16 protein-coding genes and 1 pseudogene are annotated in these 22,848 nt (G+C 42.0%); 7 read left to right on the forward strand and 10 right to left on the reverse strand.

Annotated elements, in window-relative coordinates:
- Positions 1–36: 36 nt before the first annotated feature.
- Genes VB740_RS28950 through VB740_RS28960 form a run of 3 tightly spaced genes read right to left on the reverse strand, consistent with a single transcriptional unit; the run spans position 37 to position 1,417 of the window.
- The gene (locus tag VB740_RS28950) at positions 37–216 is read right to left on the reverse strand and encodes a hypothetical protein (RefSeq protein ID WP_323203292.1); all 180 of its coding nucleotides are present in this window, start codon (positions 214–216) and stop codon (positions 37–39) included.
- Between the two features lie 17 nt (positions 217–233).
- Positions 234–581 carry a hypothetical protein gene (locus VB740_RS28955; RefSeq protein ID WP_323203293.1) on the reverse strand — a complete coding sequence of 116 codons (348 nt, stop codon included), beginning with the start codon at positions 579–581 and terminating at the stop codon, positions 234–236.
- Positions 548–1,417, reverse strand: a complete 870-nt coding sequence (locus tag VB740_RS28960; protein WP_323203294.1) for a DNA adenine methylase — start codon at positions 1,415–1,417, stop codon at positions 548–550. The genes VB740_RS28955 and VB740_RS28960 overlap by 34 nt, the downstream gene beginning before the upstream one ends.
- A 230-nt stretch (positions 1,418–1,647) precedes the next feature.
- Between VB740_RS28960 and ilvC the strand changes: the two genes are divergently transcribed.
- Both ilvC and VB740_RS28970 read left to right on the forward strand, forming a co-directional pair.
- Positions 1,648–2,643 (forward strand): ketol-acid reductoisomerase, encoded by a 996-nt coding sequence (gene ilvC, locus VB740_RS28965; RefSeq protein WP_193948847.1) that lies wholly within the window; start codon positions 1,648–1,650, stop codon positions 2,641–2,643.
- A 513-nt stretch (positions 2,644–3,156) separates the two neighbouring features.
- Complete coding sequence (locus VB740_RS28970) at positions 3,157–4,761, forward strand: mechanosensitive ion channel family protein (protein ID WP_323203295.1); 1,605 nt, start codon at positions 3,157–3,159, stop codon at positions 4,759–4,761.
- 86 nt (positions 4,762–4,847) lie between these two features.
- Here the strand turns inward: VB740_RS28970 and VB740_RS28975 are convergent, their stop codons facing one another.
- The 5 genes and pseudogenes from VB740_RS28975 to VB740_RS28995 form a co-directional block, all read right to left on the reverse strand.
- Complete coding sequence (locus tag VB740_RS28975; RefSeq protein ID WP_323203296.1) at positions 4,848–5,342, reverse strand: DUF427 domain-containing protein; 495 nt, start codon at positions 5,340–5,342, stop codon at positions 4,848–4,850.
- A 414-nt stretch (positions 5,343–5,756) separates the two neighbouring features.
- The gene (gene ovoA / locus VB740_RS28980) at positions 5,757–7,094 is read right to left on the reverse strand and encodes a 5-histidylcysteine sulfoxide synthase (protein WP_323203297.1); all 1,338 of its coding nucleotides are present in this window, start codon (positions 7,092–7,094) and stop codon (positions 5,757–5,759) included.
- A gap of 112 nt (positions 7,095–7,206) precedes the next feature.
- A complete protein-coding gene (locus VB740_RS28985) occupies positions 7,207–8,220 on the reverse strand; it encodes a class I SAM-dependent methyltransferase (protein WP_323203298.1) in 1,014 nt (337 codons plus the stop codon).
- Positions 8,189–9,264: pseudogene (locus VB740_RS28990) on the reverse strand (IS630 family transposase). Before VB740_RS28990 ends, VB740_RS28985 begins: the two are co-directional and overlap by 32 nt.
- 72 nt (positions 9,265–9,336) lie before the next feature.
- Entirely contained in the window at positions 9,337–10,047 is a 711-nt protein-coding gene (locus VB740_RS28995) for a hypothetical protein (protein WP_323203299.1), read from the reverse strand.
- 726 nt (positions 10,048–10,773) lie between these two features.
- On the opposite strand from VB740_RS28995, the gene VB740_RS29000 reads away from it, so the two are divergent.
- Positions 10,774–11,784, forward strand: coding sequence for a helix-turn-helix domain-containing protein (locus tag VB740_RS29000; protein ID WP_323203300.1), 1,011 nt, complete (start codon positions 10,774–10,776; stop codon positions 11,782–11,784).
- Between the two features lie 243 nt (positions 11,785–12,027).
- Here the strand turns inward: VB740_RS29000 and VB740_RS29005 are convergent, their stop codons facing one another.
- Together VB740_RS29005 and VB740_RS29010 are read right to left on the reverse strand one after the other, a co-directional pair.
- Entirely contained in the window at positions 12,028–14,184 is a 2,157-nt protein-coding gene (locus VB740_RS29005; RefSeq protein WP_196511082.1) for a polyribonucleotide nucleotidyltransferase, read from the reverse strand.
- Between the two features lie 260 nt (positions 14,185–14,444).
- Entirely contained in the window at positions 14,445–14,990 is a 546-nt protein-coding gene (locus VB740_RS29010) for an N-acetyltransferase (protein WP_323203301.1), read from the reverse strand.
- A gap of 143 nt (positions 14,991–15,133) precedes the next feature.
- On the opposite strand from VB740_RS29010, the gene VB740_RS29015 reads away from it, so the two are divergent.
- The 4 genes from VB740_RS29015 to VB740_RS29030 all read left to right on the forward strand — a co-directional run bounded on the left by VB740_RS29015 (position 15,134) and on the right by VB740_RS29030 (position 22,749).
- On the forward strand, positions 15,134–18,373 hold the full coding sequence (locus tag VB740_RS29015; protein ID WP_323203302.1) for a DEAD/DEAH box helicase: 3,240 nt from the start codon (positions 15,134–15,136) through the stop codon (positions 18,371–18,373).
- Positions 18,374–18,518: 145 nt separating this feature from the next.
- Positions 18,519–19,283 (forward strand): toll/interleukin-1 receptor domain-containing protein, encoded by a 765-nt coding sequence (locus VB740_RS29020; protein WP_323203303.1) that lies wholly within the window; start codon positions 18,519–18,521, stop codon positions 19,281–19,283.
- A gap of 136 nt (positions 19,284–19,419) precedes the next feature.
- Positions 19,420–21,699: a tetratricopeptide repeat protein gene (locus VB740_RS29025; RefSeq protein WP_323203304.1), complete on the forward strand. Its 2,280-nt coding sequence runs from the start codon at positions 19,420–19,422 to the stop codon at positions 21,697–21,699.
- 213 nt (positions 21,700–21,912) lie between these two features.
- Positions 21,913–22,749: an SWIM zinc finger family protein gene (locus tag VB740_RS29030; protein ID WP_323203305.1), complete on the forward strand. Its 837-nt coding sequence runs from the start codon at positions 21,913–21,915 to the stop codon at positions 22,747–22,749.
- Positions 22,750–22,848 lie beyond the last annotated feature (99 nt).

Below are 22,848 nucleotides of genomic sequence, written 5' to 3' on the forward strand. Positions count from 1 at the left end.
TTTCTCACCTTACTAGCTCACAATCTGCTTAATTTGTCAATGCCTTCTACTGGACTGGCTCTCTAGTAGTGTTTCCATGCGCTGCCGCTTCTCGTTCCGAGCAATAATTAGACAGCGAATGGTTTGGGCTAGCAGTTCATCAGCAGTTATTCTGCCTTGATGAACATCATCAAGTAATTGCAGGGCGACTTCGTAGAGTTTGGGCGGTCGTCCCATCAGATTGACTACTGGAGTTAAGGTGATGTTACGGTTTCGCAGGGCATAAGGAACGCAGTAGTGGGATTACAAGGCAACTCGTGCTTGTTAATGAATGCTGTGATGTAACTTTCATCGTAGTAGCGTCCAGAGTAAGCATCTGGTGTGCCTATTTCAGTGTAAGGCTTGCGGATATCAACATTCCCACGGTGAATTGCTGCCAAAGAGCAGGCCAGCAACAAACGAACTACAGCACGATTGCCTACATAGCGCGATACATAGTCAATTTTTTCGGCAATGCTGGGGTTGGTGACAATCGGTTGGACTATCGATGCTTCGGCTTTTTGTAAAGCTACATCAAGGATAGCTGCTGGGGTTGTGGACATGGAGCGATTTCTTCAACAGTAAGTGTGGAGGCTTGCGGGGCATAATTGAGCCAAAGTACTTCTTGCCGTAACTGCTTGATGGAATGGCAGTGTTTCACGGGCGCTTTAATGCAGTTCCAGTCACCGTAAAGTTCCTGCATCAACGAACATTCATAGCCTGAAAGGGCAACTTTACCTTTGACTGAACGCAAAACATCCGCTAGTTGCCGATGCTGGTCGTCGGTCATTTCATAAGCGTAAGCCTTGCTATCCCCACGGGAATCGTGCGGGTAGGGAGGGTCACAGTAAAATAATGTTTCTGGACTATCGTAGCGTCGAATAATATCAATTACTCGGTCGTTCTCAATTTGCACGCGTAGCAACCGTTGCACGATTTCGGGCAGATCCTCAACGCTACCAAGCCACCGGGAAACTGCACCAGCCATTCCAGCGCGGCTAGTAAGTTTGCAGTGCGCCCATCGTCCAACACTGGCGGTTTGTGCCAAGCCTGTTCTGACTTGTCGCGCTCGGACGAAAAATCGTCTAGCCCTTTCCAGGTCTGATAAACTCTCTTCTTCTTTGGCAATAGCAATCCGAAATTCTTCACGCGAAAATGGCGTTAACCCAATCGCCTCAATGAGTTGGTCTTTTTGGTCGCGTAGTACGCGAAAAAAGTTGACTAACTGCCCATCGATATCATTGTAGGTTTCTACAGGCGAAGGCTCCCGGTTTAACAACACGGCTGCTGAACCACCAAAGGGTTCGCAGTAGTGGGTCGTTTTTGACAACAAGGGTAAAAGCCAGTCTAAATGACTGTACTTGCCGCCATACCAACCAAATGCAATTTTCTTTGCCATGAAAGCCAACCTCAAAGGGAGTGTTTTACCCAAAATCGAGGATAAGGGTAAAACGCAATTTATTATATAGTGTTGAGAAATAAAGTATAAACAAACAAGAATCGTAAACACTCCCCCTGAGTTCAAAGAGATAAATTCAATAATTGACAGTTAATCTGTGGTTACTCAATTTGAGGTACAATCATAAGCCTGCGAATTAATGACGATGCTTGCTGACAGGAGATGCTTCTATGGCCCGGATGTATTATGACGAAGATGCCAATTTAGACCTTTTGGCTGGAAAAACTATTGCTATCATCGGCTATGGTTCTCAAGGTCATGCCCACGCTCTCAATCTCAAAGATAGTGGTTTGAATGTGATTGTGGGACTATATCCGGGTAGTAAGTCAGTAGCAAAAGCTGAAGCTGCTGGGTTAACTGTGAAGAATGTCGCAGATGCTGCCAATGCTGCTGACTTTATCATGATTTTGTTACCTGATGAAGTCCAAAAAACTATTTACAAAAACGAGATTGAACCAAATTTAGAAGAAGGGAATGTGTTAGCTTTTGCCCACGGTTTCAATATTCACTTTGGACAAGTTGTACCACCAGCTAACGTAGATGTGGTGATGGTAGCACCCAAAGGGCCTGGGCATTTGGTACGGCGGACTTATGAAGGTGGTGAAGGCGTACCGGCGCTGTTTGCAGTTTATCAAGATGCTAGTGGTCAGGCACGCGATCGCGCCATGTCTTATGCTAAAGGTATCGGTGGTACTCGCGCTGGTGTTCTCGAAACGACTTTCCGCGAAGAAACCGAAACAGATTTATTTGGCGAACAAGCGGTATTGTGCGGTGGTTTGAGTGCTTTAATCAAAGCCGGATTTGAAACTTTGGTAGAAGCTGGTTATCAACCAGAATTGGCTTATTTTGAATGTCTGCATGAAGTCAAGCTGATTGTTGACTTGGTTGTGGAAGGTGGTTTAGCTAAAATGCGCGACAGCATTTCTAACACTGCTGAGTATGGCGATTATACCCGTGGGCCTCGGATTGTGACTGAACAAACCAAAGCCGAAATGCAGAAGATTCTCAGCGAAATTCAATCTGGGCAATTTGCGCGGGAATTTGTTTTGGAAAACCAAGCTGGTAAACCAGGATTTACCGCCATGCGTCGTAAAGAAGCAGAACACAAAATTGAAGAAGTCGGCAAAGATTTACGCGCTATGTTTAGCTGGTTGAAAAAAGCTTAAGCAAAGGCTACTGAAGTCACAGATATATAGCGGTTCCCATTCAGACTGGTACAAGATTATATTGCAAGGTGTAGGGGCACGGCAGTGTCCATAAGTGTCAACTTAACGTAAAAACCATGTCCCGCAAGGAACTGAAGTTCCAAGAATAATAGCGAAAGTCATCTAAAGATGACTAAATAATCCGAATAATCTTTAGTCTACTTTAGTAGACTTTAGCTATTAGCCTAGAACTTTAGTTCGAGGCGGGCTAGGAACCTAACAGTGAAGCTACTTTTAGCTTAAGTTGACACCAATGGGCAGTGCCGTGCCCTTACGGGTGTATTTCACTTAAACGAGAACCGCTACATGAACGAAGCCATCCTATTGCGCTGCACGAAGCGCGATGGGATGGAATGATCTATGGTAACTAAAGTATTCATCCCACGGCTAAAGCTGATGGGCTTTCTACTTTTGACACAGTAAATGCTAAGAAAGAAAATAACTGGTTTTTTCATCCTTGTAATTGTTGCAAACATGATTATAGGATGCCTTTTAACCACTGAAATGTCGCTACAAGCTCAATCAATATCAACAGATGTGATTTCGGTAGATGGTCGCAAGTTATTTGAAGTGAGTGAAGCAGGACAATTTAGTGCTGAAAGTCGTGCTGCGGATGCCAACTTAATTTTAAGAGAAGTAGTCCGTTTCTCAGAACCTGTGAAGGTAGAGATTGTAGAAATTAATCAATTACCTGTAATTTTAGTGAATAGCCGCCATTTACTGACGGTAACGCAAGAAGATACTTTTACTGGTAGAACAAAACAAGAGCAAGCAAAAATTTGGGCACAACGAATTCGTGAGGCAATTCAGCAAGGTCAAGAAGAACGAAGTTTAAGTTATTTTTGGCGGGCAATGTTATTTGCAGGTTTATCAGTATTGGGTGCGATCGCTCTGCATTTAATGTTAGGTTGGGTTTGGCGCTATTGGTTACGGCGGTTGCTTCCGAGAGAAGTGAATCACCCCGAAACTGGAGCGCAACCCAAAGGAGTTGAATTATTTTTAAAATTGACCCTGTTTGTAATGCGATCGCTGTTATGGATAGCGATCGCAATCTATATTACTGACTTATTTCCTTTAACACGAGAATGGAGTAGGCGCAGTGCCAACATTCTTTGGATGAGCTTAACGTCACCAGTAATTAGCATTGGAGAAAGCTCTTATTCGGTAATCAATATAATTATCTTTATCAGCTTATTTTTTGGAGTATTAGCTACAGCTGGAACTCTGACTAATTTGCTGCGATCGCGCGTACTAAACATGACCAATGTTAGCCGTGGTGTTCAAGAATCAATTGCAGTTTCTATCCAGTACAGTCTGATTTTTATCGGTACAGTTTTGTTGCTGCAAATTTGGGGTTTGGATATCAGTTCTCTAGCAATATTAGCCAGTATTTTTGGTGTAGCCATCGGGTTTGGTTTACAGGGAGTCGCTAAAGAACTAGTTAGCGGTTTTGTGATTACCTTTGAACGTGCTATTGAAGTTGGTGACTTTGTAGAAATTGGCAAATTTATGGGAACCGTAGAGCGATTAAATGCTCGCAGTACTCATATCCGTAGTTTAGACGACATAGTAGTTATTGTACCTAATTCGCGTTTGTTAGATACAGAAGTAGTGAATTGGAACCATCGGGGTTCGGTATCTCGTCTAGTATTGCCCGTGCGCGTGGCTTATGGTGCAAATATTAGTACTATTCGCTCTGCATTATTAGAAGTAGCGCATGAAAATCATGATATTTTAAAAAAACCAACACCTCTTGTTTGGTTTCAACAATATGGTGAGGATTTTTTAAATTTTCAATTGCTAGTTTGGATTGCTAAACCTCGCAAACAGTTTCAAATTAAGAGCGATTTATATTTTAAAATTGACGAAGCTTTTCGGCAACAAAATATTAATATTCCTTTTCCACAACGCTCACTACATTTAGATTCTGGAAGTTTACCATTACAACTTTCATCCCAGTTAGAAAATTCCTTATCTCAACTTTCTGAAGGTTTGATTGCTTTGTTAAAAAGCCAGTTGCAGAAGGACACTTCAAGTGATGCTACTAATCAATCTGCAAAAAATCAACAGGAAAAATGAAAGCGACGAGAAAATCCATCCCCAGGTGTCTGTAGAGGGATAGTCGCCCCGTCGCTTGGGGCATTGGGAATAGGGAAGTCCCTAAATTACCACCCCATTGTTCCTGGGCTACCTTTAAATGGCCCGACAATATCAGAAGTAATCCATCCTCCATAAAAATCACCAGGTTGAGACATAACTAGCTCATCATTTACATAGCAAGCATCCATTAAACTAGGATAGAAAGCATAGTATTCTTGAATCGTTACAAAATCAGGTGTGGGTTCAATATATCGCCAAGCAGCGTTATTTATATACTTATCACCGATGCTAATATCATAATATTGACACTTACCTTTCCATTCACACCAAGTTTTTTTAGGTGTTTCAATCAGATATTCTAGTTTAATATCTTCAGAAGGAAGGTAATAAACAGGAGGATGGCTAGTTTCTAAGACTCTTTTAGCTTTAGTTGTTTCTGCTAAAACAACACCATTACAAATTATCCTAATTGATTTGTTGCTATCTTCTAAACGAGCCGGACGGGGATAATCCCAAACTGATTCTTGACCGGGTTTTGGTGTGATTGGATTTGGTCGCATTCTCAACAATCTCCTTGCAAATCTTGAGCAATTATAAACTAGAACGGCAAAACTAACTGGAGAGGTGAGACTAGAGGCTTAATTACGTATCCGTTTTAGAAAATATCAAACGAGTATACTATGCTTCCAACCCACCTCTAGCGAGTTTTACCACTCTAGATTATAAAACCAGTGTGTTGATAAAAGTAGGGACGAAACCAGTTTCAATAGGTTGGTAATGCCATTGAACCATTAGTAGCCCAAGAACCCCCGAGCATCATCTGATGTTTATCATCCAGCCTTGGGGACGTTTTAAGCGAAAGTATGTGGACAGCACTTGTATGTACACCGTAGCGGATGCTTTGGAGAGGGGTTAGGGTGAGGTTTAAAAATATACTTTATGCAAACGAGAACCGCTATATTTCTTGAAAATCCCTAATTTTTGATATCTTGAACAATCCGAAAACCAGCGTGCTGATAAAAATTGGGACGAAACCAATTGCGATAATATTTTAAAGCTTCTGTACCATTAGTTATCCAACATCCTCCTAACATCATTTGATGTTTATCATCAAAAAATATGGCAGAATTATCTTCATAAAGAAAATGAGGTTTATATCCGGCGAGGGGGTTTAAATTATCACTCAACCATTCCCAAACATTACCCCGTAAATCATACAATCCAGAATAACTTTTGGCTGTTTCTAACATTCCAACAGAGCTAGGTGAGCCAAATTTTAAATTAAGATTGTAATTTGCTACATCATCTAATGAAGTGTCATCGTAAGTTGCTAAATGGTATTCTGATTCACTCATTAAGCGAGTATCTTTACCTTGCCACCGACAATAAGCCATTGCTTCATAATGATTGACTTCTACAGGCCAATATAAGGGTAAGTCGATTTCATCAAACATGGCTCGATATTTGTAACTACCATTTTCATGTAACCAAAATTTGGGACTTTGAATGTTGTATCGAGTTTTCCAATTCCAAGATTCTTCATCCCAATATTCTTGATTTTCGTAACCACCAGCTTTGACAAAATAAATAAAATCGGCATTGGTAATCAGATATTTACTGGCGAAAAAAGGTGCAACTTCAACAGTGCGATCGCCATAATCAATATCCCATCCATAAGTCGAATCATCATCGGCTTTACCGAGTTTTACTACCCCACCAGCAACTTCTATCATTTCGTTCTGAGGAGTGTAACCATTAAAAGGTGCATATTGCCAATTTTGGGGACGTTTCACTCTCTCAATTGGCAGTTGGCGAATTAACATTGAAGAAGTTTCAATGTGAATACGCTGGTGTTCAATTCCCATCATTAAAGCCCAAAGGGGATGACTAGGGTAAATTGGTAGACTAATTGGGGTTGTCTTAATTAGTTCAGAAATTACAGAATATGCTTGTTCTCGATACTCCCAAGTCTGTGCAACTTGCGGCCATTCAAGATGAGCGATCGCTTCATTCAATTCTTCTGGTATTCCTGGATCAACTCCAATTTCAAACAATATTTCATAATCTGGATTGAGGCGTTTTTCTAATAATTCCACCTGAATTAATTTATTGATGTAGAAAACAGCCGAATGTCCCAGATAAAAAATTAGAGGATTTCTCAAAGGGTCAGGATTGAGATAAAATGCCTCTTCCCCAACCAGACTTTTTAATAACATATCTTCCAGTTGCCAAGCATTCTCAAAGTAATCGAGGATAACTTGGTTATTGCAACTATCAAGTTTTGGAGGTTTAGCAGATTGTAGACTACTCATGGTGTGACTAAATTGCTGTTATGGGACGATGAAACCAATTTATTATAAGGTGTGTTCAACCTAACACTCTCCGTCTCTGGTGTTAGGTTTCTTTACTTTACCTTAATTTCATCTACAAAATATTCTGCTTCCGCAAAATCACTAGCTCGTGGTTACAGCTTTGTAATACACTGATTCTTGTTTTTAAAACTTCTTGCCACATCTTTATTGCACAATAATTTTTTATAGGTTTGTAATAAAAGTCATCATCTTCTATTCTGAGAACAACAGCAAAAATACCACCTGGCTTGAGAATCCGAATCAGTTCTTCAAAGCTTTCTAAAGGAACTTGATTGCGAGTAAAAACCCCAGTTGATACTAACGCATCAAACGTATTATCAGCAAAAGAAAGAGTGCTACCCAACTCTTCTAGATGCAAAGTGTTGTATATATTCAGGTCTTTTAATCTGTCTAAAGACTGTTGGCTAATATCAAGACCTTGGAGATTTTTGAAACCGTAAGAATTAAGTTCTCGCCCTAATAACCCTGTACCACACCCAATATCTAAAACGAGATCGTCTTTCTTCAAATACGATATTAAAGTGTAAGAAATATGGTTGAGTAAAATCGTCCAGCCGTTATTATAATGCTCCTGGTCATAAAATGATACCCAATTATCATATTTTCCTCTTACTTCTTCAATATTTTCAAAGTAGTCTGTTAATCCATTTGGATAATCTTGATGATTATCTTCTCTCAGTATTTTATAGAGAACATCTTTGATAATATAGCCTATTAAATTGAGATCGTTGAAATCAAAAGATGATGGCAATCTGATATCGCAAGCCGAAGAAATAATAGATTCGGTTTTCTCTAGATTGGGTAGTTCTGTAAATGAGTATTGCCAGTTTTTGTAATAGCGAGAATTATCGTCTCTTCCAAAAATTTGGATTGCAACACCTCTCTCGCTAGTTTGTTGAACAAATTTATCGATCTGTGCTGAAGTTAATCCCAAAAGATTAAATTGCAAACTGTCAGGCGCAGGTTTAACTTGTTCTAAAGGGAAGGGAATATAAGTAAGTCGGCGGAAAAATTTATAGTTATGTAACAAAAAGTTAAGGAGAATGGTTCGAGTAAAATTTAACACGTTCTGTAGTATAGTTTCCTCGCTCTCCCCTGGCTTGAATACCTTTTATTACCCCATAGGCAAGGTCTAATTCATCGTCAAACACTTGTCCTGACAATTCATCTTTTTTGAGGTGCTGCCACTCCAATTCAATTGGATTCATTTCGGAGCAATATTTGGGCAGAAAGAAAATGTACAACCCCATCTGTTCCCACTTAGACCATAACTGCTGTACCTCTTTGCAGCGATGTATTGGCCCGTTGTCTTGCACTATGACTCTGATGCGCCCAGACTTTTCAGCTTGAAGTGCTTCTTCCTCCATCATCTGGATATAAGATTTTCTGTCAACGCCACCAATAACCAAACCGTAAATAAAGCTAATAAGAGGTTGAAGAAACCCGATAATACTTAATCTCCTACCACGGCGTTTGGTTTGTTCTAGTCGTTTTTGCTCACCTCTAAAGTAATAGGTGTAACCCGGTTCACTCCATGCACAAAACCCTGATTCATCCAAAAATTTTAAATCTATTTCTCCAGTGGCAGCAGCTAATTCCAGCATATCTAGGTCTGCTTGTTTGCCAACCCTTACTACAGCGTCTTGTTTCCCTTTATGACTCTTCCTGGCTCGTTTCCAAATGACCCCCTTTTTTTGAGTACCCGTCTTAATCTGTCAGGACTCATTTTAATGGAGCGATGCCTGCGGCGGGCTGCGCCTACGCGTTCTAATTTTTCAGTGAGTTGGCGACTGTTGTAGGTGCGTGGCTCTTTTTTAAGGCATTCTTCCAAAAATATGATGTCAACTTCACTCAACTTTGGTTTTACCCCTCGACCAGGTAATTCCCAAAGCCCTTCCACTCCAAACTTCTGCCATTTATGTAAGACTTCTCTAACTGTTTGTGGAGTCCAATTAAAATGAACTGCTATTTTTTCTACGTACCAGCCATGTGCATTCAATCTGATAACTTCTGCTCTGTCTTTCACTTTCTGTGGCACATTCGCAGTTCTGAGTTTTAGCAGGCTGCGGTCTTGCTCACGAGTGAGGAATACCCTTAAACGAGCGCCCATATACAAGTGACCTTAGTAGATATATTCTACGTATTTACTTATCTTCACATAGTTTGGTTTTTTTATGCCGACTTACTTAGTTATATGGAGGGTTGTAGTTCTGAATCCGATATTGAGTATCTGCACAAAACCATCTACTCCTGATACTCCCACCCAGTCACCTTCTCGATAAAGATTATCAGAGTAGATAATCAATGTACAAAACCAGTCATAGACAATATCCTTTAACACCAAACCTAAAGTGATACCAGCACCACCTAATAGACCAACCAATGCCGCCGCCGATTGTCCTAAAAATATCTCACTTATCTTAATTGTTAGTACAATAATTGCTGCTGATTGAAAAATCTTCGGCATTAAAGGTCTGAGCAATTCATCAAGCTCAGTTTCTGTGTGTAGCACTACGTTGGCTATTATCTGACCCAAAATAGAAGAGCTTCGATAAACAATGTATGCAACTATAAACACAACTACTAAGTTGAGTGTCTTACCGATTGTTTGGCTTAGTTCAGTCCCTAAATTATCTGCCAAAATTTCCTTGATTAGCCAAAATGCACCAATCTGAATCAGCCAACTTAAAGAAGGCTTGATAACTATTATTAATTCATCATCAAGTGTACTTTTTGTTTTGCTAGTAAAACGCTCAATGCTTTTAATAACGACTCCAACAAAAAATCGTCTCAACAACTGTGTCAGCGTCAAGATAATAATAAAAGTAGCAATTTTGGCAATCGGTATGCCAGAGTAATTGATATTTTTTATAGCGTTTAAAAGTGCTTCCATAGGTTAGCTAAAAGGTATTTGAGTATTTTTTAGTCAAAAATAACTGTAGTTTAAGTAGCGATCACAAAACTATTTTGCTTATTGTTTTTATCAAGAATTTAACTGTATTGAATTCTAATTTTTATGAAAATATAAATATCATCTATTTTTATTTCATAAAAATTAAAGATTGAACAATGCCTACTTAAAAATTACATTTTATATCCCGGTTTTTGGCAAGTCTTCTACTAGTCTGCCAAGAACTAATTGACGGATAAATAAATCTTTCAATTTTTCTTCTTTCCTTTTTACTTAGCACTCTTTGCGTTCTTCTCTAACGAGACGCTGCGCGATTGCGGTTCGTTCTTTTATCCATCAAAATGTATTTGACAGACTACTACTGTCAAATACGCTATGCAAACACCCAAGGGATAGCACCAAGGGCGAATCAGCATTAGGGTAGGGATGTAAGAATACTAAAAAAGTTGGTAGTCCTAGTAGATAACCTAACGAGGTAAGCGGGAAGCTTTGAAGTTTTAGATCCACTTCATAGCCCATTTCCTCGAAAAAATGTATCGGCTGCGACATGTAGCTATTATGCAGCTATTTGAGACTTCAAAATATTCCAAAATTCCAACTTTTGCATATCTAAATAAACACCACTAGAGGGTGTATTATTGGCTTAATCCCTGTATTCCTCGCTAAAGCTCACGATTTCATGATTTTGCTCAACTACAATCCCAATTTATGTCGCTCATCTCCAACCACGACTCTCACATTCAGCCTCTGGTAATCGCTCGCCAGTTTGATGATATTGATACCTGTGCTAAAGTCATCAATCCATTCGGCACTGCCAATCAATTAACCCCCGGTCATTTTGTGGGAAATGTTAATTTTGCAGACTTTAGAGGTCTGAAGTTTATCCATATCACCTCTAATCAAGCTGTGACATTGAGGGGGCCAAAGTCTCCCAATGATGTGACATTTGCAACTATGCTTCCAGCTAATCAGACACAGGTACTGTCTCATGGTTGCCCGATAAAAACACAGGATATATTTGGGTTTGATCCAACGGGAGAAACCAATATAATTACAGGGAAAGACTCTCATATAGTGATTGCAAGGCTTAATTTACGAGTTTTTCAATCCTTCGCCGAACAAATGGGATACAATCTGGGGCTAAATTTTCTCAGGCAAAATTTAATCCGTTTCCATCCTTCTTCATTGCGCCATTTAAGAGCTTATTATCAGCAAATCACTCAAATATTGATCGGCGAACCATCATTATTAATGCAGCCACAGATGCAATCCCTGATCGTGGAAGATTTTTTGCCATTGCTGATTAATACACTGGGAAAGAGCGCACAAGGAAATCAACACAGAATAAAAACCTTCCGCCGTTATTCCATTGTCAAGAAGGCTGAAGAGATTGCACAATCTTATAGCGATCGCCCTTTAACCCTAAAACAACTGTGCGACGAATTAGGAACTAGCAGTAGCGCCTTATGTTATAGCTTTCAAGATATTTTTGGTATAAGTCCGATCGCTTATCTGAAAATTCAACGGTTCAATGGAGTACGCCGTACTTTAAGAGATGCTGACCCTCAGATAACAACCGTGATGCAGGTAGCTCACAAGTGGGGATTTTGTAGCACTGGACATTTTTGCAGAGATTACAAACAAATGTTCGGTGAGTTGCCATCAGAAACACTACAAGTCATTCCCAATAAGTCTTGTGAGCTTGCTTACCCTATTTAAAAAGTTAAATTATGGGTAATTCATGAATTGCCCCTACTTAGACATAATTAAAAATAAAATCCTAGTTCATAGTGAGCGATTAATCGCTCGAAATAAGGATTATTATGATTAAGTTTTATTAATTATATTCCGATTGCTGTTTTTTATAAATGCCGTGCAACTAATTAGAGAAGCATACGGCGATGCCTTCACAGTAGGCATCGCGGATTTTAGATTTTATCTAATCTAAAATCCCAAATCGAGTTACCGATTCACCGCCGCAGCTTCCCGTGCTGCTGCTGCTTGATCTGGGTGGATACCCAAGCGAGTGAGATTAATCCGACCTTTGTTATCAATTTCGCGCACTTTGATAATCACTTCATCGCCCACCGCTACTTCATCCTCAACTTTGCCAACGCGGTAGTCAGCTAGTTGTGAGATGTGGATCATCCCTTCCTTTCCAGGCAGAAATTCCACAAATGCACCTATCGGTATAATCCGAGTAATGCGTCCTGCGTAAACATCCCCTTCGTGTAACTTGCGGGTCATGCCTTGGATGATGTTTCTGGCTCTCTTCGCCTTGTTCTCATCCACAGCGGAAATTGTCACGGTGCCATCATCTTCGATGTCAATTTTTGCACCAGTTTCCTCTGTAATCCCCTTAATCGTCTTACCTCCAGGCCCAATTACCAGACCAATCATGTCTGAATCAATCTTGATTGTTAACAGACGTGGGGCATAAGCTGATGTTTCAGTCCGCGGCGTGTCAATGCAGGCAAGCATTTTCTCCAGAATGTGCAACCGGGCTGTTTTAGCTTGGTGAACGGCTTGGGAAATAACCTCCAACGACAAACCGGAGATTTTCATATCCATTTGCAGGGCGGTAATTCCGGTATCTGTACCAGCAACTTTGAAGTCCATGTCGCCCAAAAAGTCTTCAATGCCCTGAATATCGGTGAGGATTCGCACTTCGTCCCCATCCTTAATCAGACCCATTGCTGCGCCACTGACGGGTTTGAGAATTGGTACACCAGCATCCATCAGGGCGAGGGTGGAACCACAGACTGAACCCATTGAGGTGGAACCGTTCGAGGAAAGCACTTCCGATACGATGCGAATCACGTAGGGAAATTGTTCTTTTGACGGTAGCACAGGTAGCAGCGCTCGTTCTGCTAATGCGCCGTGACCAATTTCGCGCCTTCCTGGGGCCCGCATTGGCTTGGTTTCCCCGACTGAGAACGGCGGGAAGTTGTAATGATGCAGATAACGCTTGTGCTGATCTAGCTGCATGTCATCGTTAAGGTTTTGAGCATCCCCAGGTGTACCCAGAGTACAAGTGGATAATACCTGAGTTAGTTCCCGGTTAAATAAACCGCTACCGTGGACTCGCTTTGGTAAGACATCAACTAAACAAGAAATGGGACGCACTTGATCGAGTTTACGACCATCAACGCGGACGTTATCTTCAATGATTTGTCGCCGCATGAAGTGTTTGGTAATATCTTTAAAAGTGTTACCAAGTGCCTTCTTATTTGCAGTTGCGGCAACTCGAATTGGGTCTTCTTCTGGCAGTTCGGTAATTGTCGCGGCAATTTCATCCTTGACGACATCTAAAGCTGCATCGCGTTGGGGTTTAGTGAAACTAAATTGAGACAGGATTTTCTTAATCTCGCCGCTAGCGCGATCGCGGATATAATTTTCCAGAGTCTGGTCTACTTCTGGTGGTGCTTCTTGCACTATTACCAAACCCAGTTCTGCGATTAAATCTTGCTGTGCTTTGATTAAGTCCCGCACTGCTTCATAACCAAAGTCAATCGCCTCGATAATATCTCGCTCTGGCAACTGATTGGCTCCCGCCTCCACCATGATTACGCCATGTGGTGAACCTGCTACTACCAGATCCAAGTCTCCGGCTTCAGTTTCTGCATAAGTGGGGTTAATAATGAAATCATCTCCCACTAAACCAACCCGCACTGCTGCCATTGGCCCATTAAAAGGAATTTGGGCAATCAGGGTAGCGATTGAAGCGCCTGTAACTGCTAACACATCGGGTGGAACTAACTCGTCCATCGACAGCGTTAAGGCAATAATTTGCAGGTCATCCCGTAGCCATGAAGGGAACAGGGGACGCATGGGGCGGTCTATAAGACGGCTAGTGAGAATTGTTTTTTCTGGTGGACGACCTTCTCGGCGCATGATCCCTCCGGGAATCCTACCAGCGGCATATAGCCTTTCTTCATAATCTACTGTAAGGGGAAGAAAATCAATGCCTTCTCTGGCTTGCGATCGCGTAGCCGTCACTAAAACGGATGTATCCCCTGATTCTATCAAAACCGACCCACCAGCCTGGGGAGCTAGTAGGCCTACTTTCAGTCGAATATCCCTTCCATCGAAGGATATTGACTTATCAACTTCTGCCATTCAGTTTTTTTTCCTTCTCTTTCGCTATTCTCTTTCTGTGGCAATCCTAACATTTATGCACTATGACTGACTTCTAGTACATACAAAGATAGAGAAGTGGTTCTCGACTCAGTTAGGTAAAATTTTGACCTCTCTCCAAACCTCTCTCCTAAGAGGAGAGAGGCTTTGAATTTTTCCCCCTTCCCGCGTCGTGAAGGGGGTTAGGGGGTTAGGTTTGTCTGCATACGTATAGCTCACCAATTGAAAATGGCTATAAGTCATCAACCCAAAGCACGATACATCATCAGCGCGTCTACCACTTGTTCATCCCCTAGCTTCGCCGCACGCGGAATGCGCCCAATGATCTCAAATCCTAACGACTGCCAAAGTGTAATTGAAGGTATATTAGTTTCAAAGACCAAATTGAACATTACTGCTTCATAGCCCTGGTTTGCTGCTATCAAGAGCATAGCCTCTCCCATGAACCGCCCAATCCCCTGACCGCGTAACTCAGGTTGTACAATAAAACCAGCGTTGCAAATATGGCAACACCGACCGGGAAAGTTTGGTTTTAAATAAAACGCCCCTAATATTTCTTTTGGCTTGTGTGTAGCATTCTGAACAGATGTCCTGACAACAAAGGCATCCTTACTCAACCAGTAAGCTGAAAATTCTGCCTGAGATAGAGATTGCTTTTGGGGATAAGTTTTATCTTCAACAATTACAACATTGAGTAATGCTCTTACAACCTCCTGTTCTTGAGGATGCATATAATCTAGTTCAACTATTATCCCGCTTTTTAAAATTTGAACAATAGGAAAATCCATTAATTAATAATCTTTATGCAAATTAACTGCTGAAATAATTATTATATGGAACGATTGCCGTAAAAATATTTGGCAAGAATCTAAAAAGTAGAATATTGACGATTTAAATTATTGAATTTTGGGAAAATCTAAGTAGTTAGCAAATGGCGATTTTACACTGTAATTGGTTACTAAAAAATCAAACTGGTAGTTTATTTATTTGGGGAGAAACTTGGCGATCGCCACGAGTAAATTTTGAGTCTAGTGGCTTTGGAGATATACCACTACATCCATTGGCGATGACATCAGTTGAGTTGAGTGAGTGGTTGCGATCGCAGAACATGGCAATTACCAACTTCATTCAAAAACCTCAAGTTGCGATGGCTACTACTGGGCGAACACGGAAAGCCGCCAGTGCCACTGAGATCAGTTTGCCAATACATTCGCAAATCGTTGCCCTACCAACTTATATCCCAGAAGATAGTAGTGAAGGAACAGCAGCGATTTTCCCTGTGCATTCTGCCAGCTTGGGGCTAGATACAGACTCCCCGCAATATCTGCAACCGTGGCGAGTTGAAGGTTTTTGTCTCAAGCCCAGTGAAGCAGTAAAATTTCTCTCTGCTGTTCCCTTAAATGCTGCTAAAGGGGAAGATGCCTTTTTGGGTGGAGATTTACGTTTTTGGTCGCAAGTTTCCCGGTGGAGTTTAGATTTAATCTCGCGGTGTAAGTTTTTACCAACAATTAACCGACAATCAGATGGTGCTGCTGCTAAATGGCAAGTACTTTTAGATAGTGCTGTAGATGGAACTCGTCTAGAAAAATTTTCTGCGAATATGCCGTTGGTTTGTCGGACTTATCAAGAGGGATTGGGGACTGGGGAGGAGTTTTTTCAATCCCTATTTTATGTAAACTTTCCTACCGAACCTCAAGAATTGTTGCTGGGATTTCTGAACAGTACGATAGATGCCCAAGTGCGAGAAATGGTGGGTTCTCAACTTCCAATTGAAGCTAAGGCAATTGCATCTTTACCAGCTGCGGTGCGACAGTGGTTGCAAGCGTTAACTAGTGCATCTCATACAGTTAATGCAAATGCAATTGAAGTGGAACGATTGGAAGCGGCACTGAAGGCTTGGACTATGCCGCTACAATACCAATTAACTCTTAAAACTCTATTTCGCACCTGTTTTCAACTGCGTTCTCCAGAGTCTGGCGAAACAGATTGGACATTGGCGTATTATTTGCAAGCGGCTGACAATCCTGAGTTTTTGGTGGATGCGGCAACTATTTGGAACAATCCAGTTGAACGATTGGTTTATGAAAATCGGACAATTGAGCAACCACAGGAAACATTTTTGCGAGGTTTGGGTGTAGCTTCCAGATTATATCCAGCGATCGCACCCAGTTTTGAAACCGAATATCCCCAATTTTCTCGGATCACCCCCATGCAAGCTTATGAGTTTATCAAAGCTGTAGCTTGGAGGTTAGAAGACAGTGGTTTGGGAGTAATTTTGCCTCCCAGTTTGGCGAACCGCGAAGGATGGGCGAATCGTTTGGGTTTGAAAATTTCAGCCGAAACCCCAAAGAAAAAGCAGGGACGTTTGGGGTTGCAAAGTTTGCTAAATTTCCAATGGCAATTGGCAATTGGCGGACAAACTATTTCTAAAGCTGAGTTTGATAAACTGGTGGCTTTAAATAGTCCACTTGTGGAAATTAACGGCGAGTGGGTGGAATTGCGCCCCCAAGACATCAAAACAGCCCAAACATTTTTTACCACTCGCAAAGATCAAATGGCCCTTTCCTTGGAAGATGCCTTGCGTTTCAGTACAGGGGATACCCAGGTAATTGAAAAATTACCAGTGGTTAGCTTTGAGGCATCTGGGGCGTTGCAAGAGTTAATTGGGGCGCTAAACAATAATCAAGCGATCGCACCTTTGCCCACACCAGCAGCTTTTAAAGGACAGTTGCGGCCTTATCAAGAACGTGGTGCTGCTTGGCTATCCTTCTTGGAACGTTGGGGCTTAGGTGCGTGTCTCGCAGACGACATGGGACTCGGTAAAACCGTGCAGTTCATCGCTTTTTTGCTACATCTTAAAGAACAGGATGCGCTAGAAAATCCAACACTGTTAGTTTGTCCAACTTCAGTTTTAGGTAACTGGGAAAGGGAAGTAAATAAATTTGCACCCAGCCTGAAAATTTTGCAATATCACGGTGACAAACGCCCAAAAGGTAAAGCGTTTTTAGAAGCTGTGAAAAAGCACGATTTAATCGTTACCAGCTACTCACTTCTTCATCGAGATATCAAGTCATTGCAAAGTGTATCTTGGCAGATAATTGTTTTAGACGAAGCCCAGAATGTGAAAAACCCAGAGGCGAAGCAGTCAAAAGCAGTGCGAGAATTAGAAGCGACATTTCGTATTGCATTGACGGGGACACCAGTAGAAAATAGACTGCAAGAACTCTGGTCTATTTTGGATTTTCTCAATCCTGGCTATTTAGGCAATAAGCAATTTTTCCAGCGCCGATTTGCTATGCCAATCGAAAAGTATGGTGATACGGCTTCTTTGACTCAATTACGTTCATTAGTTCAACCATTTATACTGCGGCGATTGAAAAGCGATCGCGACATTATTCAAGATTTACCAGATAAGCAAGAAATGACCGTATTTTGCGGTCTGACTGGTGAACAAGCTGCGCTTTATCAACAAATTGTAGAACAATCTTTAGTAGAGATAGAATCTGCTGAAGGATTGCAACGTCGGGGGATGATTTTGGCTTTACTAATCAAACTCAAGCAAATCTGCAATCACCCAGCCCAATATTTGAAACAAGCGACATTAGAGCAACATAATTCAGCCAAACTTCTGCGGCTAGAAGAAATGTTAGAAGAAGTTTTAGCAGAAAGCGATCGCGCTCTAATATTCACACAATTTGCTGAGTGGGGTAAATTACTTAAACCCTATTTAGAAAAACAGCTTGGGCGAGAAATATTCTTTTTATATGGCAGCACCAGTAAAAAACAACGGGAGGAAATGATCGACCGTTTCCAACACGATCCTCAAGGACCACCGATTATGATTCTTTCTCTGAAAGCGGGTGGTGTCGGACTGAATTTAACACGAGCAAATCATGTATTCCACTTTGATAGATGGTGGAATCCAGCCGTGGAAAATCAAGCCACAGATAGAGTATTTCGGATTGGTCAAACCCGGAATGTGCAAGTACATAAATTTGTTTGTACAGGCACTTTAGAAGAAAAAATTCATGACATGATCGAAAGTAAGAAACAACTAGCTGAACAAGTTGTAGGTGCTGGTGAAGAATGGTTGACTGAACTGGATACAGACCAACTTCGCAACTTATTAATACTTGATCGTAGTGCAGTAATTGATGATGATGCAGAATAATTTCGTATGAATTAGACTTCTTGAATCAATATTTTTTTAACTCACGTAGAGGCATAAATAAATAGTTAAAAATTGATACCTTTGCAAGGTATCTATTGAATTTTTCTATTTAAAAGCCTCTTAAATTTATTTTTGATTTAACTCTATGGACGATCGAGAAGCACTACAGAGAACTCTCAACCGCGCCCGTCGCGCCCTCCAAATATTAGAAGAACAAAAAGCTGGTTTTGGTATTCGAGTTCCAGTAGATTTGCAAATCGAACTGGAGGAAAAACAAAAAGAAGTCGCTAGCCTAGAGGCGCGATTGAGTCATCTTAAAAACAGCATTGGTAAAGTAGAGTCAGAAAGCAAGCAAAAGGAAGTTTTTATCTCCTACACTTGGCGAGATAATCACAGCAAAACATTTTTACAACAACTTGAGAAAGCATTTCAGGCAAAAGGCATTACAATCATTCGGGATAAAAATGCAATTGGCTACAAAGGACGATTTCAAGAATTCATGCAGCGATTGAGTCGTGGCAAATGCATAATTGTGATAATCAGCGACCAATATTTGAAGTCTGAAAATTGCATGTATGAATTAGTTGAAATTGCCAAAAATGGAAAACTTTATCATAGAATTTTTCCCATAGTTTTAGCAGATGCACAAATTTATAAACCTATTGAAAGAATTAAATATGTTGAGTATTGGGAAAAGCAAATTCAAGATTTAAATGACGCTATAAAAACAGTTAGCGCTGCTTATTTACAGGGATTTAGAGAAGAAATTGACCTATATACTGAAATTCGTAATATGTTTGCTAATCTCATAAACCTGCTGAAGGATATGAATGCTCTGACGGAAGAGATTCATATACAATCAGATTTTGAGGCACTGCTCAAAGCGATCGCAGAAAGTTTAGATGAGTAAGCTAAGAGCGAATGTACGCAGCGTCTGCTAAAGGCGATCGCCCTCAATGATTTGGGAAAAGTGGATATATTGTTGCTCCTCCTGCCCTTTGCCTTTTTTCAACTGCAAATCCTGAGATTTCTTTTTATCAAATCCTATGGATAATCAAGAAGCACTACAGCGAACTCTCAATCGCGCTCGTCGCGCCCTCCAGATATTAGAGGAGGAAAAAGCTAGTTATGGGATTCGAGTTCCAGTGGATTTGCAGATCGAACTGGAGGAAAAACAAAAAGAAGTCACTAGTCTAGAGGCGCGATTAAGCCAGTTACAGGGACAACGCCCAGAAAGCCTGCCCGATAACCTGCCCCGCTATAACGATGTGTTTGTGGGACGCAAACAAGAAATCGCCCGTTGTTTGGAAGCACTTTCACCAGAAGAGCGCGGTTGGGGTGTGACGATCGATGGTATTGGTGGTATGGGCAAAACGGCGTTAGCGCTGGAGGTAGCACACCTAGCCCGTAAGCAAGCCTTGTTTGATGCCTACCTGTTTGTTTCTGCCAAGACTACCCGGCTCTCAGCTGAAGGAGTGCGAGAAGAAACCCTCGCCCTGTCTTCTCTCGATAGCTTCTGCCGGGAATTTGCCAAGAGGTTGGGACAGACAGATATTGTGAAAATGACTGATGCCACAGAACGCCGCCGCGCCCTTCTCGATGCTCTGCGGGGACGGCGCACCCTATTAATTTGGGACAACTTGGAAACTCTGAATACAGAAGAAGGCGATATGATTGCCGAGTTTTTGCGGAAACTGCCCACCCCCAACAAAGCCATCATCACCAGCCGCCGCCGCACTGGGGAAAGCGCCATCACCATCCGCTTAGATCGTCTCTTAGAGGCAGAAGCTCTGGAATTAATGCAGGCGAAGGGAAGATCGCACCCCCGTCTAGCCCAGGAACTAAACGCCACAAAGCCAGAGATATTGACCGCTTTATGTGAAGCATCTGGTGGTAATCCCCTAGCGCTGGATTGGACATTGGGACAGGTGGCACACAAAGGCTACTCCATCAGTGTTGCCCTAGAGCGGTTGCGGAATGCCGCCAAATCTGAGGATCTCTACGGGTTTCTGTTTGCCGATGCTGCCAAAACTCTCTCTAAAAATGATCGCACAGTGCTGTCTGCCTTAGCTGTATTCCAGACACCAGGAACAAAAGCAGCACTAGTAGATGCTACAGATTTAGTCCTTACTGAAATCCAAGTTTCTTTAGAGCGGTTAGTCACTCTATCTTTGGTAAATGACTTGGATGGGGAACGGTTTGGACTGCACCCCCTCACCCGCTCTTATATTCGAGCAGCTATGGTTGGGACAGATACTATTACTATAGGGACGCAGCCGCTAGCGGGTGAAAATCGATTTGACTCTTTTATTCCAAAAGTTCTGAACTACTGGTTAGGCTATGCCCAGAAGTGGTTTGACTCTACTGCCCAACGCAAAGTCCTGCGTTACTGGGTAGACTTTGCCCAGAAGAACGGGGGTTATGGCAAAGATGCCTACAAAACCCATGACAAGTTGGAAGCCGAGTGGCAGAATCTAGAGGGTGTGGCAACAACCCTGCGGGAGATGGCAGGTATCCCCAGTGCTTTGAAAGACCGACAGGCTGCCCAGATGCTCATCGATTTGGAAACCGCTTTGAATAACTTCCTCTGGTTTCGCGGCTACTGGGATGAGATGGTGCGCTTGGGTGAATGGCGATATCAGGCAGGAAAGGCGCTCGGTCAGTGGAGCGATGCTGGTTGGGGTGCCTATAATGTTGCCTGGATTTACTACAATCGCGCCGATACTGATAGGGCAGCAAGTTGGGCGGCTCAGATGGCGGAGGCGATGGAGCGGGGCGGTAGTCGTCTCGAAAAGGCTGTAACAATCGGTATGCAAGGAGTGATTGCAGATCAACGCAAGGACTGGGCAGAGGCGGAGCGGCTGTTCCAGGAGAGATTAGCAATTCACCGAGAGTTGGAAGACGAAGAACGTGAAGCGATCGCCCTCAACGATCTGGGTGAAGTTGCGCGATCGCAGGGACATTATGATCGGGCTGAATCCTACTACAAGCAAGCATTGGCGATAGAAGAAAAACTGGGAAATAAAGAAAGACAAGCAATTTATTGCGGCAACTTGGGACTTCTAGCCCTTAACCGCGATCGGCCTTCAGAAGCCCGCCCCTGGTACGAGCGTGAGCTAGCCCTGGCGCAGGAAGTGGGACGGCAAGACTTGGTGGCTGACGCTAAAGCAGGGCTGGCGCAAGTTCTGGAGAAGGAGGGGCGTTATGCAGAGGCGCTACTATTAGCACAGTCTGCCCTGGATATCCAAGAGCGTCTGCGCGATCAGGGCTTGGATTGGACGCGCCAATTAGTTGAGCGGTTGCGGCGCAAGGCAGAGATGGAATAATTCGTAATTCGTAATGACGCTCGCGGACTCGCTACCGCTACGCTAACGTAATTCGTAATTAATTCAAGGTTTTACGTCTATATGTAGTCTCAGGCTTCCAATCTGTAGCCGTATCTTTGCGAAACTGATATGCTCCCAACCATAAATGCTAGAGTCTGAGGTAACTGTCACAAAACGATATCAACCCATTTATTCTATAATTTTAAATTTATTATGACTAATTACACATTACAAGCAAGTCGAGAATGGTGGTCACAACAATGGCTAGATTTGCTAGATTCCTATCGTTTTAAAAAGCGTTTAGAGCGTGCAAGAAATTATGCTCGTCAAGGGAATGTTTTGAGTATCGAATTTAAAGGTGCAAAAGTATTAGCTAGAGTGCAAGGTAGTGAAGTAGAACCTTATAAAGTTTCTCTTTCCCTTGAACCATTTACCGATGAACAATGGGGTTATGTAATTGAAAGCATGTCCCAAAAAGCAATTTTTGCTGCCAAATTACTAGCAGGAGAAATGCCACAAAATATAGAAGAAGTGTTCACGGCTAATGGCCTTTCGATATTTCCATTTACCCTTGGTGATGTCCAGAGTAAATGCTCTTGTCCTGATAAAGCAAATCCCTGTAAACACATTGGTGCCCTGTACTATCAGTTAGGCGATCGCTTCAGTGAAGACCCCTTTGTACTATTTCAATTGCGCGGACGCACCAAAGAGCAAATTATCAGCGATTTACGTCAATTACGTAGTGCCAAGATTCAACCCAATACCACAGAAACGCCCGATATTCAACAGTCAATTCCTAATAACAAATACTCCGTAAAAATTGATTCTTTCTGGCAATACAATGAGCCACTAGAGTCATCCTTGGTAGTGATTGCGCCGTCTACCAGCGAGATGGTATTAGATGTATTAGGAGCAATCCCCCTAGCGAAGGAAGAGGAAAATGCAGTAAATTCAACTTCGAGCGATGTGGTAATGAAGTCTTTGAATACAGTTTACAGAGATGTGAGCCAGAAGGCTTTTTTAACAGCAATGAATGTAGGAGGAAGCTAATACTAATTCGTAATTCGTAATTCGTAATTCGTAATTAGGTTAACTAGACACGTCCGGAATATGATTTGGTTACAAAAAAATGGTAGAAAGGAAAATTGA

Source organism: Nostoc sp. UHCC 0251, assembly GCF_034932245.1.
Classification (GTDB): Bacteria; Cyanobacteriota; Cyanobacteriia; order Cyanobacteriales; family Nostocaceae; genus Nostoc.

Excerpts from the sequence above, each read along its gene's own strand:
- VB740_RS28960 (WP_323203294.1), bottom strand. The coding sequence starts at position 1,417 with ATGGCAAAGAAAATTGCATTTGGTTGGTATGGCGGCAAGTACAGTCAT.
- ilvC (WP_193948847.1), top strand. The coding sequence starts at position 1,648 with ATGGCCCGGATGTATTATGACGAAGATGCCAATTTAGACCTTTTGGCT.
- VB740_RS29020 (WP_323203303.1), top strand. The coding sequence starts at position 18,519 with ATGGACGATCGAGAAGCACTACAGAGAACTCTCAACCGCGCCCGTCGC.
- VB740_RS28955 (WP_323203293.1), bottom strand. The coding sequence starts at position 581 with ATGTCCACAACCCCAGCAGCTATCCTTGATGTAGCTTTACAAAAAGCC.
- VB740_RS28950 (WP_323203292.1), bottom strand. The coding sequence starts at position 216 with ATGGGACGACCGCCCAAACTCTACGAAGTCGCCCTGCAATTACTTGAT.
- ovoA (WP_323203297.1), bottom strand. The coding sequence starts at position 7,094 with ATGAGTAGTCTACAATCTGCTAAACCTCCAAAACTTGATAGTTGCAAT.
- VB740_RS28975 (WP_323203296.1), bottom strand. The coding sequence starts at position 5,342 with ATGCGACCAAATCCAATCACACCAAAACCCGGTCAAGAATCAGTTTGG.
- VB740_RS29005 (WP_196511082.1), bottom strand. The coding sequence starts at position 14,184 with ATGGCAGAAGTTGATAAGTCAATATCCTTCGATGGAAGGGATATTCGA.
- VB740_RS29015 (WP_323203302.1), top strand. The coding sequence starts at position 15,134 with ATGGCGATTTTACACTGTAATTGGTTACTAAAAAATCAAACTGGTAGT.
- VB740_RS29025 (WP_323203304.1), top strand. The coding sequence starts at position 19,420 with ATGGATAATCAAGAAGCACTACAGCGAACTCTCAATCGCGCTCGTCGC.
- VB740_RS29000 (WP_323203300.1), top strand. The coding sequence starts at position 10,774 with ATGTCGCTCATCTCCAACCACGACTCTCACATTCAGCCTCTGGTAATC.
- VB740_RS29010 (WP_323203301.1), bottom strand. The coding sequence starts at position 14,990 with ATGGATTTTCCTATTGTTCAAATTTTAAAAAGCGGGATAATAGTTGAA.
- VB740_RS29030 (WP_323203305.1), top strand. The coding sequence starts at position 21,913 with ATGACTAATTACACATTACAAGCAAGTCGAGAATGGTGGTCACAACAA.
- VB740_RS28995 (WP_323203299.1), bottom strand. The coding sequence starts at position 10,047 with ATGGAAGCACTTTTAAACGCTATAAAAAATATCAATTACTCTGGCATA.
- VB740_RS28970 (WP_323203295.1), top strand. The coding sequence starts at position 3,157 with ATGATTATAGGATGCCTTTTAACCACTGAAATGTCGCTACAAGCTCAA.